At 65.1% G+C, this 11,937-nt stretch carries 10 protein-coding genes; 5 read left to right on the top strand and 5 right to left on the bottom strand.

Going from position 1 to position 11,937, the window contains the following annotated elements; genetic code table 11:
• Positions 1 to 12 precede the first annotated feature (12 nt).
• From EOB59_RS01635 to EOB59_RS01625, 3 genes are read right to left on the bottom strand one after another with little or no spacing between them, the layout of a single operon-like run.
• Positions 13 to 1,179: an ABC transporter substrate-binding protein gene (locus tag EOB59_RS01635; protein ID WP_128287490.1), complete on the bottom strand. Its 1,167-nt coding sequence runs from the start codon at positions 1,177 to 1,179 to the stop codon at positions 13 to 15.
• A gap of 45 nt (positions 1,180 to 1,224) precedes the next feature.
• Positions 1,225 to 3,066, bottom strand: coding sequence for a branched-chain amino acid ABC transporter ATP-binding protein/permease (locus EOB59_RS01630; RefSeq protein ID WP_245486498.1), 1,842 nt, complete (start codon positions 3,064 to 3,066; stop codon positions 1,225 to 1,227).
• Between the two features lie 14 nt (positions 3,067 to 3,080).
• Positions 3,081 to 4,247, bottom strand: a complete 1,167-nt coding sequence (locus EOB59_RS01625; protein WP_128287488.1) for an FAD-binding oxidoreductase — start codon at positions 4,245 to 4,247, stop codon at positions 3,081 to 3,083.
• A gap of 145 nt (positions 4,248 to 4,392) precedes the next feature.
• Between EOB59_RS01625 and EOB59_RS01620 the strand changes: the two genes are divergently transcribed.
• Genes EOB59_RS01620 through EOB59_RS01600 form a run of 5 tightly spaced genes read left to right on the top strand, consistent with a single transcriptional unit; the run spans position 4,393 to position 9,374 of the window.
• The gene (locus EOB59_RS01620) at positions 4,393 to 5,331 is read left to right on the top strand and encodes a MurR/RpiR family transcriptional regulator (protein WP_128287487.1); all 939 of its coding nucleotides are present in this window, start codon (positions 4,393 to 4,395) and stop codon (positions 5,329 to 5,331) included.
• A complete protein-coding gene (locus EOB59_RS01615) occupies positions 5,328 to 5,975 on the top strand; it encodes an isochorismatase family cysteine hydrolase (protein WP_128287486.1) in 648 nt (215 codons plus the stop codon). The genes EOB59_RS01620 and EOB59_RS01615 overlap by 4 nt, the downstream gene beginning before the upstream one ends.
• Complete coding sequence (locus EOB59_RS01610) at positions 5,972 to 7,294, top strand: glutamine synthetase (RefSeq protein WP_128287485.1); 1,323 nt, start codon at positions 5,972 to 5,974, stop codon at positions 7,292 to 7,294. Before EOB59_RS01615 ends, EOB59_RS01610 begins: the two co-directional genes overlap by 4 nt.
• A complete protein-coding gene (locus EOB59_RS01605; protein ID WP_128287484.1) occupies positions 7,294 to 8,061 on the top strand; it encodes an N-formylglutamate amidohydrolase in 768 nt (255 codons plus the stop codon). Before EOB59_RS01610 ends, EOB59_RS01605 begins: the two co-directional genes overlap by 1 nt.
• The gene (locus tag EOB59_RS01600) at positions 8,058 to 9,374 is read left to right on the top strand and encodes an aspartate aminotransferase family protein (protein WP_128287483.1); all 1,317 of its coding nucleotides are present in this window, start codon (positions 8,058 to 8,060) and stop codon (positions 9,372 to 9,374) included. The genes EOB59_RS01605 and EOB59_RS01600 overlap by 4 nt, the downstream gene beginning before the upstream one ends.
• A gap of 70 nt (positions 9,375 to 9,444) precedes the next feature.
• Here EOB59_RS01600 and EOB59_RS01595 read toward each other — a convergent pair whose 3' ends face one another.
• Both EOB59_RS01595 and EOB59_RS01590 read right to left on the bottom strand, forming a co-directional pair.
• Positions 9,445 to 10,464 (bottom strand): NADP-dependent oxidoreductase, encoded by a 1,020-nt coding sequence (locus EOB59_RS01595; RefSeq protein WP_128287482.1) that lies wholly within the window; start codon positions 10,462 to 10,464, stop codon positions 9,445 to 9,447.
• Between the two features lie 24 nt (positions 10,465 to 10,488).
• The gene (locus EOB59_RS01590) at positions 10,489 to 11,811 is read right to left on the bottom strand and encodes an LLM class flavin-dependent oxidoreductase (protein WP_128287481.1); all 1,323 of its coding nucleotides are present in this window, start codon (positions 11,809 to 11,811) and stop codon (positions 10,489 to 10,491) included.
• Positions 11,812 to 11,937: the final 126 nt, after the last annotated feature.

The following is an 11,937-nucleotide window of genomic DNA, read 5'->3' as shown; positions in this document are numbered from 1 at the left end:
CTCAGCATGACATCACGGCGCGGGAACGTCGGCAGCGTCGGGGCTCAGGGTCTGGACATGCTTGCCCTCGCCGCCCTCGTAGCGCATCAGCGCCACCGGCCGCAGCGGCATGCGGTCCGTGCCGGCATAGGTGATCTTGCCGGTGATGCCTTCGAAATCCTTGAGGCCGGCGATGGCGTCGCGGATCGCCTTAGGGTCGTCGGAGCCCGCCGTCTTGACCGCCTGGTCGAGGATCAGGCCGATCTCGTAGCCATTGACTTCATAGGTCGATTCCGGTGCGTGGCCGGCATATTTGGTGAAGGCTGCGTTGAAGGCCTCGAGCTTGCTGCCCGGCTCGGCATAGCCGGCCGCGGTATAGACGACGCCATCGACCAATTTGCCGAGCGCCTTGATGGTCGGCGTGCCGATGGCATCGGCGCCATAGACCGGGATGGTGACGCCGGCGCCGCGCAATTGCTGGATGAAGGCCGGGAAATCCGGCTCGTAGGCCGCCGTCATGATCAGGTCGGGCTTGTCGGCCAGGCCCTTGATGTTGGTGATCTCGGCGGAAAAGTCGGGCTGGCCCATGCTGAAGGTGCCGCGGCCGACAATGGCGCCGCCCTTCTTCTCGAACACCTTGCCGAAATATTCCGGCAGATTGGCGGTGTAGGTGGAGTCCGGCGAAGTCAGCAGGAACACCTTCTTCTTGCCTTCCGAGACGGCGAAGTCGGCGACCGCCGTCGACTGCACATTGTCGGCCGGATAGGTGCCGAACATGACGTCGCCGACCGCGCCGGTGAGCACGGGGGCGGAGCCGCACAGCGTCAGGGTCGGAATACCAAGCGGCTGGGTCAGCTGGCCGGCGGAAATCGAGGGATCGGCATCGCACGGCGTGATCATGATCTTGGCGCCGGCGTCGATCAACTCCTGGGCGACGGTTGCGGTCTGCGCGGTGTCGGAGCGGGTGTCCTTGATCAGCAGCTTGACGGTGTATTTGCCAGCGAGGCCACCCTTGGCGTTGAGCTCGTCGAGCGACATGCGCAAGCCGGCAAGTGCCGGCTGGTCGTAGGGAGCGAGGCCACCGGTCTGCGCGGTCGCGGCACCGATGATGATCTCCTCGGCGCTGGCCGTCGAAATGGCGGCGATGCCGAACACGGCCGCGCACAGGGCGGCGCGATGGAGGCGATAGAGGCTTGGCATGTCGGTTCTCCTTCTGGATTTCTTATGGTTGGCTGTCGTTGCGGGTCATGCGGTCTGGTTTTCAGGCGTTGCGGTCTTGGCGCGCGACGTGCGGCTGCCGAGATAGGCTGCGATCACGGCGGGGTTCTTCTGGACATCGCCCGGCGTGCCGTCGGCGATGACGCGGCCATGATCGATGACGACGATGCGCTCGCACAGGTTCATCACCAGCCGCATGTCGTGTTCGATCAGGACGACGCCGATGCGGCGCTCGGTGCGGACTGTCGAGAGGATCGAAACCAGTTCGGCGGTCTCGACGGCGTTCATGCCGGCGGCCGGCTCGTCGAGCAGCAGGAAGCGCGGCTTCAACGCCAAAGCGCGCGCCACTTCGAGCCGGCGGCGCTGGCCATAAGCAAGCCTGGCGGCCGGCTGATCGGCGAATTTCTCCAGCCCCATGCGTGCGAGCTCGCCCATGGCCGCCGCCTCGGCATGGCCAAGATCAGGTTCCACCTGGCGTGCGGCGACGACGACATTTTCGAGCACGGTCATGTGCGGGAAGACGCGGATGTTCTGGAAGGTGCGGGCAACGCCGGAGCGGGCGAAGCGGAAGGCCGAAGCCTGCCGCACCGCGCCACCCACCGACACGGTGCCGGCACTTGGCTTGATATCACCGGCCAGCATGTTGAGCAGCGTCGTCTTGCCGGCGCCATTGGGGCCGATGATGCCGGTGATGCTGTCGGTCTGGAAATTCAGGCTGACGTCGTCGACGGCGACGACGCCGGCATAGCGACGCGACAGATGGTCGGCGGTGAGCCGGTCACTCTCGACATGCCGCGGTGGCGCCGTTGAAGCCATCACGGCCTGGCGTCCGGGTCGGCGCAGCAGGTTCAGTTCGCGTTCGCCGAACAGACCGGTCGGGCGCCGCCAGATAACCAGGATCATGGCGATGGCCAGCACGCCCTGGGTCAGGCCAAACAGGACGGGCAGATGCAGGCCGAGCACCTCGCCGCCGCCTTCGAAGCGGCGCACCACTTCGACCAAAACGATGGTGACGGTGACGCCGGCGAAAGCGCCGAGCGACGAGGTCATGCCGCCGACGATCAGCATGGCAAGCATGGTGAAGCCTAGGTCGAAATAGAAATCGCGCGGCGAGAACGCACCCAGAAACTGCGCCATCATGGCGCCGGCGGCCATGGCAGCGACGACACCAGCCACCCAAGCGGCCAGCCGCGCCGTGCGCTGGTCGACCCCGACCGCGGCGGCACCGCGCTCGTCATTGGCGGCGGCTCGGCTGGCAAGGCCGAAGGAGGTTTCGCGAAACAGCCTCGCCGCCACCAGCGCCACCGAAGCGATCGCGGCGGCCGTCCACAGCCCGACCTCGCGCGGCACGCCATAGAATGGCTGACTGCCGCGCGTGATCTCGCGCCCGGCCACCAGCAGCGTGTAAACGATGATCAGCATGGCAAGCGTTGCGATCGAAGCGCTCGATCCGGAAAGCCTGAGCAGCGGCGTGCCGGTCAACAGGCCGACGATGACCGCGAGAGCCAGGACGACGGCCAGCGCCGCGAAGAAGGAGAGTTGATGGCCGGCGAGGAATTGCGGCAGGTCGCGCAGCGCCGTTCGCTGCAGTGCAGTCGGCATGGTGAGAATGCCGGTGGCGTAGGCGCCGAGGCCGACAAAGGCGGCCTGGCCGAACGAGACGATGCCGCTGTTGCCGGAGAATATCTGCAGGCCAAGCACCGCCGTCAGCATGATCGCGGCATAGGTGACGACGCGTTGCATGGCGGCGCCGCCGAAGATGAAGGCGGCAAGCGCGACCAGCAGCAACACCGCCACCATGCACAGGGCATCGGCGGTGGCGTTGCGGAACGCGGCCGGCATGAAGCCACTGGGCTTGCTCTCGCTCATCGTCACCGACGCCATTACGCGGCCCTGAAGCGATCGGGTGAAAACGGCGCCAGGATCGGTTGCGCGCCTTCGGTGACCAGCCTGGCCACCGCCTCGCCGACTGCCGGCCCGGTCTTGAAGCCGTGGCCGGAGGATCCCGCCGAAACGACCAGCCCTTCGACGTCAGGCATGGCGCCGATGACCGGCAGATCGTCGGGGCTCATGTCGTAGAGTCCGGCATAGCCGGGCCGGATGCCAAGCTCGGCCATGGCAGGGACTCTGCCAGCGAAGGTCTCCAGAATCTCGACCGATTCCTGCTCCTCGACACCTTCCATGTAATCATCAGGATTTTCGACCAAACGCGGGCGGCCCGCATGTTCGTGGCGCAGGCCGGTGCCGCCACCAGCCCAGGTGCCGGCCAGGATGACGCCGTCATTGTCAGGCCGTGCATAGTTGCAGGAAATGTCGTCGCACCAGGCGAAAGGCATGACCTGCCTTGCCTTGCCGGCTGCGTCGAGGACGGCCATCGGATGGCGCTCGACATGCAGCGGCAGATCGAGGCCGACCGTCGCCAGCAGGCGGCGCGTCCACGGCCCGGCGGCCAGGACGACGGTACCGGCTTCCAGCACCGTTCCATCGGTCAAGGTGACGCCGGTGATGCGGTCGCCCTGCCGTTGAAGGCTCTCGACCAGCGTGTTCTGCATGATCCTGGCACCGTTGGCGCGGGCGGCACGGGCGATGGCGTTGGTGGCGCCGAAGGCATCGGCGTAGCCATATTCCGGCTCCCACAGCGCCATTGCGACATTGTCCAGGGCAAAGCCGGGTGCCGCGTCGGCAAAGGCCTGCGGCGACAATGTCTCGATGCGCGCGCCCTCGCCGCGGATGCGTTCGGCCGCCGCCGTCCAACTCACCTTGTTGTCGTTGCCGCAGACCCACATCATGCCGATTTCGGTGACGAAAGAGCCTTCGCCCGCGATTTCCGGCAGCGACACCAGGATCTCGCGGCCACGTATGGAAAGCTGCGACAATTCCGGCATCAGGTAGAAGGCGTGCAGCAGCGCCGACGATTTGCCCGACGGGCCGCCGGCGGGATGGGTCTGCTCGACCAATGTGACCTTCACACCGGCCTTGGCCAGATGATAGGCGGCGCTCGATCCGACAATGCCGGCACCGACGACGATGACGTCGCTTCCGTTTCGCATGGCTGTTCCCCACAGTCTCTTGGCTGCTTTCCGACAAGGTAGGGCCAGCGATCACGCAATGTCAACATCTCTTCATTGTTGACCAATATTTAAATCTCTGTAATAAACTCGACAAAACAAGAGAACACGGATTTCGGGGAGGCCCATGGCTATACGCGATGTTCTGATGCGCGGGGATCTTGCGCTGACTCCGTCGGAAGAAAAGATCGTCCGACTGCTGTTGACGGACTATCCGACCTCCGGCCTCGGCACCGCCTCATCGCTCGCCCGGCGCGCTGGCGTCAGCGATCCGACCGTGGTGAGACTGGTCGTCAAGCTCGGCTATGAAGGGTTTCCGGATTTCCAGGCGAAGCTTCTGGCCGAAGTCGAGGCAAGACTGCACTCGCCGCTGCTGATGATGGAGGCCAAGCGGCAGAGCGGTTCCAACGACAGCGCCGTGCTGGCCTATCTCGACAGCGTCACCATGGCCTTGCAGAAAGCCACCGCCGCGACACCTGTCCAGACATACGAGCGGGCGGCCCGCCTGCTGATGGAGGCCAAGGGCGAGGTTGTGATGGTCGGCGGCCGGTTCAGCCGTCACATCGCCGGCATGCTGGCCGGCTATCTCGTGCAGTTTCGCTCCGGGGTTCGCGATCTCGGCGTGCTTTCTCCACAGACTTTCGACACGCTCGCCGACCTCGACCGGCGCGACGTGCTCGTCGTGTTCGACTACCGCCGCTACCAGCTCGACGTCATGGCCTATGCGAGCCAAGCGGCGGCGCTCGATGTGCGCATCGTCCTGTTCACCGACCAATGGCTGTCGCCGATATCAGACCTCGCCGAAGTCACCATCGTCAGCCCGCTCGAAGTCGCCTCGCCCTACGACACGCTGGCGCCGGCGATCGCCCAGATGGAGGCGCTGGTCGCCCATATCGTTTCGACGCTGGGCGACGACGCGCGCGCCCGCATTGAGCGGCTCGAAAGGGTGCGACATGCCAATGCCGTGACACTCGACAGCGACCCGCAAGAGAACGGCCCGCGCAAGATACCCGGACCCCGCAAGACGCCGGGACCCAAATCAGCAAAGCAGGACGACAAAGCATGACCCAGGCCCTACCCAAACGAGACGAAGCCTTCCGTGCCGGCGAAACGGCCCTGCTGCTCGTCGACATGCAGCGCATCTGGCTGGAGCCGGGCGCAGATCCGTCGCATCCGGAGCGTGGGCCGGATCATTATTTCTACCGGCAGACATCGTCACAGACGATCCCCAACCAGGAGCGCCTGCTGGCCGCTGCGCGGGCCAATGGCGTCGAGGTGCTGCACACCATCATCCAGAGCCTGACCGAAGACGGCCGTGACCGCTCCCTCGACCACAAGCTGACGCCGATCCATGTCGCGCCCAGCCTCCCCGAGGGTCTGCCGGTGCCATCGCTGGCGCCGGTCGGCGACGAGATCATGCTGCCGAAGACGTCGTCCGGCATCTTCAACTCGACCAATGTCGACTATCTCCTGAAGAACCTCGGCATTCGCTATCTCGTCGTGGTCGGCGTGCTGACCGATCAATGCGTCGACATGACGGTGCGCGACGGCGCCGACCGCGGCTACCTCGTCACTTGCGTATCGGACGCCTGCGCCACAATCACCCAGGAACGCCACGACATCGCGCTCAAGGCCTTCGGGGGCTACTGCTGGGTGGCCGACACCGACACGGTCGTCGCCCGCTTCAACGCTTTGGGAAAACCGGCATGACATCGACTGTCGAGCCTCTGGTTGCCGTCGTCACCACGGATCTCTCCGCCGTCACGCGGGGCCGCTTCGTTGCCGAAAGCAAGTTGCAGAAGACCGCCACGACCGGCGTCGGCTGGCTGCAGGCCAATCTGTCGCTGACGCCGTTCAACTCGATCGTCGATCCCAACCCCTGGGGCTCGTCGGGCGACCTGCGGCTGATCCCCGATCTCAAGGCGCGCTTTCGCACGACACGCACCGGATCGGCGACGCCGTTCGACATGGTCGCCGGCGACATCGTCGAGCTCGATGGCAGCCCATGGCTCGGCTGCACCCGCACGATGCTCAAAGAGGCGTTGGCCGATTTGAAAGCCGCAACCGGCCTGTCGGTCATCGCCGCCTTCGAGCATGAATTCAATGTCGCCGACGGCGGCTTCGCGCCGGCGCATTCGATGTCTTTCGCCGCCTTGCGCCGCACGGACCCCTTCGCGCCCAACCTGATGGCGGCGCTGGAGGAGGCCGGCGTTGCACCCGAAGTGGTCATCGCCGAATTCGGCGACGAGCAGCTCGAGGTGACGCACGAGCCGGCGGACGCGCTGACGGCGGCGGACCGCGCCGTCGCCATCCGCGAAATCACGCGCGAATTGGCGCGCAATGCCGGCTGGCGTGCGAGCTTTGCGCCCAAAACCGCGCCAACTGCCGTCGGCAACGGCGTCCACATCCATTTCAGCTTTGTCGACGAGGCCGGCAAGCCGGTGACATACGATCCAACGCAGCCCGGAGGTCTTTCCGCCAAAGCCGGCGCCTTCTGTGCCGGCGTGCTGCGCCATCTGCCTGGAATGACCGCGATGACGGCGTCGAGCGTGTCGTCCTTCTACCGGCTGAAGCCGCACAGCTGGAGTTCGTCCTATACCTGGCTTGCCGACCGCGACCGCGAGGCGTCGCTGCGCATCTGCCCGACTGTGACGATCGGCGGACGCGATCCGGCGCGGCAGTACAATATCGAGTACCGGGCGGCGGACGCCACCGGCAATCCCTATCTGTCGCTGGCGGCGATCATCCGCGCCGGGCTGGAAGGGCTGAAGGCGGGCCTGCCGTCGCCGCCTTTGGTCACCGGCGACCCGACACTGATGAGCGAGGCTGAGCGGGCAAAGCTCGGTCTGGTGCGCCTGCCCGAAACCCTGCCCGCGGCACTGGACGCGTTGCTGGCCGACGGCACCGTGACGGGATGGTTCGCGCCTGTCTTCATCGAAACCTTCGTCGGCCTCAAGCGACATGAAGCCGAGCGTCTTGCCGGTCTCGATCCGGCCTCCATCTGCGATCTCTACCGGACGCTCTATTGATGACCGCACAGGCCGGAAAAGATTGGCCCGAGGCCGTCGAGGTCCTCAACGAGCACGGCCGCTCCGATATCGTGCTGTTGTGTGAGCATGCGTCCAACCACATGCCGGCCGAGTATCGGCAGCTCGGCCTCGATGCCGGCCATCTGCAGCGCCACATCGCCTGGGATATCGGCGCCGCCGAAGTGACCCGCCTGCTGTCGTCGAAGCTCGATGCTGCGGCCTTCCTCAGCGGTTATTCGCGGCTGCTGATCGACCTCAACCGGCCGCTGGGCACGCCAGGCAGCATTCCGGTGCTGTCGGAAGACACCGACATTCCCGGCAATGTCGGCATCGATTCGGCGGAGCGGAGCCGACGTGCCGAGATCATCTTTTCGCCGTTTCATGACCGGGTGACCGCGTATCTCGACCGCCGGGCACAGGCAGGCCGGCAGACGCGGATCGTGACGATCCATTCCTTCACGCCGGTCTTCCTCGGTGTCAGCAGGCCTTGGCATGCCGGCGTGCTGCATGACCAAGCGAGAGGTCTCGCAGAATCGATCCTTTCGGGCCTGCGCACCGACGCCGAGCTGAATGTCGCGGCCAACGTGCCCTATGTGATCAGCCGCGACGCCGATTACGCCGTGCCCATCCATGGCGACGATCGCGGCATCGCCGCCGTCCTCGTCGAGATCCGGCAGGATTTGCTGTCGACGCGGTCCGGCATCGAAGAATGGGCGGACCGGCTGGCGGCGGCACTGCCGGCACTCGAGACGGAAACCGCGTCGTGAGCAATCTCAGCCTGCGCGAACGTGATGCCGCGACCATCGCCCAGATCGGCAAGCTGCGTTTCTCGCCGCTCAGCGTCATCGGCGGCCGGGGCAACCGGCTGATCGAGGAAGGCGGCAGCTCCTTGCTCGACCTGTCGGGATCGGCCGGTCCGGCGGTGCTCGGCTACGGCCATCCGGCAATCGTCGAAGCGGTCGAGACGTCGATCCGCGACATGGCGGGCGCCAGCCTGCTGCTCTACCCGAACGAGCCCGCCGTATCGCTGGCGGAGCGGCTGCTGGCGATTACGCCCGGAGAAGGCGAACGGCGCGTCTGGTTCGGCCATTCCGGGTCGGATGCCAATGACTGCGCGGTGCGTGTGCTGCAGGCAGCCACCGGCCGCTCGCGCTTCATCTCGTTCATCGGTTCCTATCACGGCAATCTCTCCGGCTCGATGGGCATCAGCGGCCATACCGCCATGACCCACACGCTGCCCCGGCCGGGCGTGCTTCTGCTGCCCTATCCCGATCCGTTCCGACCGAATTTCAGCAGCGAGGACGTGCTTGCCCTGCTCGACTACCAGTTCGAGACCACCTGCCCGCCGCATCAGGTCGCGTCGGTGTTCATCGAGCCGTTGATGTCGGATGGCGGGCTGATCGTGCCGCCGCCCGGCTTTCTCAAGGCATTGCAGGAGCGTTGCCGCAGGCACGGCATCAAGATTGTCGTCGACGAGGTCAAGGTCGGGCTCGCTCGCAGCGGCATGATGCACTGCTTCCAGCATGAAGGACTGACGCCGGACCTCGTCGTCTTCGGCAAAGGCATCGGCGGTGGCTTGCCGTTATCGGCCGTGATCGGCCCCAAGGAGATCATGGACCATGCGCCGGCCTTCGCGCTGCAGACAACCGCGGGCAATCCGGTGGCGACATCGGCCGGCAACGCGGTGCTGAAGACGATCGAGACGGAGGGCCTGGTCGAGCGCTCGGCGCGGATCGGCATGCTGTTTTCCGAGGCGCTGCGAGCCCTTGCCGCCAGGCATGAGATCATCGGTGACGTGCGCGGGCGCGGCCTTGCCATCGGCGTCGACCTGGTCAAGGACCGCACGACACGTGAGCCGGTTGCGGCGGCGACCACAGCGAAGATCATCTATCGCGGCTATGAGCTGGGTGCAGCCTTCACCTATGTCGGGTTGAAGGCCAATGTGCTGGAGTTCATGCCACCGCTGACGCTGACGGAAGACGAGATGACCGAGGGCGTCGCGATCGTCGACCAGGCAATCGCTGACGTGAATGCCGGCAAGGTCTCGGATGCGGACGTCGCCTCCTTCATGATGTGGTGAACAAAAAAGGCGCCGCGCCGGGCTGCGACAGCGATTGTCTCGGCAGCCCCGGCTCATCGTTGTGCAACAATTATTCCGCGATACGCACGATCAGCTTGCCGAAATTCCTGCCTTCGAGAAGGCCGAGAAAGGCCTGAGGCGCATTTTCGATGCCATCCACGATATCTTCCCTGTAGCGGACGCGGCCGGACGCTATCCAGTCGGCCATCTCGCGATAGAAGGCCGGGCGCTGGTCGACAAATTCGCGCTGGATGAAACCTCTGATCGTCAGGCTGCGGTGCAGCACTTGCTGCATCAATGTCGGCAACCGGTCGGTGCCGGCATCCGCGATGACGTTGTACTGCGCGATCAGCCCGCAGACCGGCACACGCGCAAATTCGTTCAGCAGCGGAAACACCGCGTCCCAGACAGAACCGCCGACATTTTCGAAATAGATGTCGATGCCGCCGGGGCAAGCTGCCTTCAACTGCTCTGCAAAATCGTCGGCCCGGTGATCGACGACCGCGTCAAAGCCCAGCTCGGCTCGCACGAAAGCACATTTATCGGCACCGCCGGCGATGCCGACGGCACGCGCCCCCTTGATGCGCGCGATCTGGCCGACGGCCGACCCGACCGCACCGCTGGCGGCCGCGACGACGACCGTCTCGCCAGGCTTCGGCTGCCCGATGGTGAGCAGACCGGCATAGGCCGTGAAGCCCGGCATGCCGAGCACGCCGAGCGCGGTTGTTATGGGTGCAGCCGCGGGATCGAGCTTGCGCAGCCCGACACCGTCGGACAGGGCGAAACTCTGCCATCCGGAGTGGGACAGGACGATGTCGCCTTCAGCAAATTCCGGATGGCGAGACATCATCACGCGCGCGACGGTGCCGCCCTCCATTACACCGTCGACATCGACCGGCCTGGCATAGGACTTGGTGGCGTTCATACGACCGCGCATATAGGGATCGAGCGACAGATAAAGGATCTGCAACAGCAGTTCGCCCTCTCCCGGCTGGTCAAGGTCAACCGTCTCGATGCGAAAATCATCCGGCTTCGGCCGGCCTTGCGGTCGCGCCGCGAGCACGATGCGGGTGTTGGACTGGATTGACATGGAGACCTCTCCGCGAAGGGCGTTCTATTCGAAAAACTGGTTGGAGGGCCGCTTCAAGCCGAGATTCTCGCGCAGTGTCGACCCCTCATATTGCCGCCTGAAGATGCCTCGCCGTTGCAATTCCGGCACCACTTTCTCGGCAAAATCATCGAGCCCTGCCGGCAGGTAGGGAAACATGATGTTGAACCCGTCGGAGCCCTCGGCAACCAGCCACTCCTCCATCTCGTCGGCGATTGTTTCAGGCGTGCCGACAAAAGCAAGGCCGGAATAGCCGCCCAGCCTTTGCGCAAGCTGCCTGACGGTCAGGTTCTCCTCGTGTGCCAGTTCGATGACGCGCTCGCGGCCACTCCTGCTCGCATTGGTCTCGGGGATTTCGGGCAAGGGCGCGTCGGGGTCAAAACCGGACGCATCGTGTCCGATCGCGATCGACAGCGAGGCGATGCCGCTCTCATAGTAGACGAGGCTGTCGAGCTTAGCCCGCCTTGCCTGTGCGTCCTCGACGCTGTCGCCGACAACGACAAAGGCGCCGGGCAGGATCTTGATGTCGTCACGCGAGCGGCCGAGTTTCTCCGCACGGCCTTTGACGTCGGCAAAGAAACGCTGTCCCGCCGCGAGATCCGCATGGGCGGCGAAAATGACCTCCGCTGTCTCCGCCGCCAGTTGGCGTCCTGCCTCCGACGCGCCGGCCTGGACGATGACCGGCCAACCCTGGATTGGCCGGGCGATGTTGAGCGGCCCACGCACCGAGAGATGTTCGCCCTTGTGGTCGAGCACCTGCAGCCTGGCCGGATCGAAATAGAACCCGCTTTCGGCGTCGCGGATGAAGGCATCGTCGGCAAAGCTGTCCCACAGGCCGGTGACGACATCGTAGAATTCCCGCGCCCGCCGGTAGCGCTCATCATGCTCGACATGCTCGTCGAGGCCGAAGTTCAGCGCCGCGTCAGGGTTGGACGTGGTGACGATGTTCCAGCCGGCGCGTCCACCGCTGATATGGTCCAGCGAGGCGAAGCGGCGAGCAACATGATAGGGCGCGTCGAACGTCGTCGATGCGGTGGCGACCAGCCCGATATGGTCGGTGACGGCGGCGAGCGCCGACAGCAGCGTGAACGGCTCGAACGAGGTGACCGTGTGGCTGCGCCGCAACGCCTCGATCGGCATGTTCAGAACGGCCAGATGGTCGGCCATGAAGAAGGCGTCGAACTTCGCCGCTTCCAGGGTCTGGGCGAAGCGCTTCAGATGCGCGAAATTGAAATTGGCGTCGGGATAGGCGCCCGGATAGCGCCAGGCGCCGGTGTGCAGGCTGACGGGGCGCATGAAGGCGCCGAGGCGCAGTTGTTTTCGTGTCATGAAAGATGTTCCGGCCGATCGATACAGTCGAGCACCAGTGCTCGAATCCTTCTCAGGATCGGACGGTCAGCCCAACTCGGGAAGGTATTCTGTTCCGCTGCGCCGGGCTTTTGCAGTATTTCAGTT

This window comes from Mesorhizobium sp. M7A.F.Ca.MR.176.00.0.0, assembly GCF_004023165.1.
Lineage (GTDB): Bacteria > Pseudomonadota > Alphaproteobacteria > Rhizobiales > Rhizobiaceae > Mesorhizobium.
Note: the sequence above shows the minus strand (reverse complement) of the source record. Positions and strands in the feature narration are given on the sequence as shown.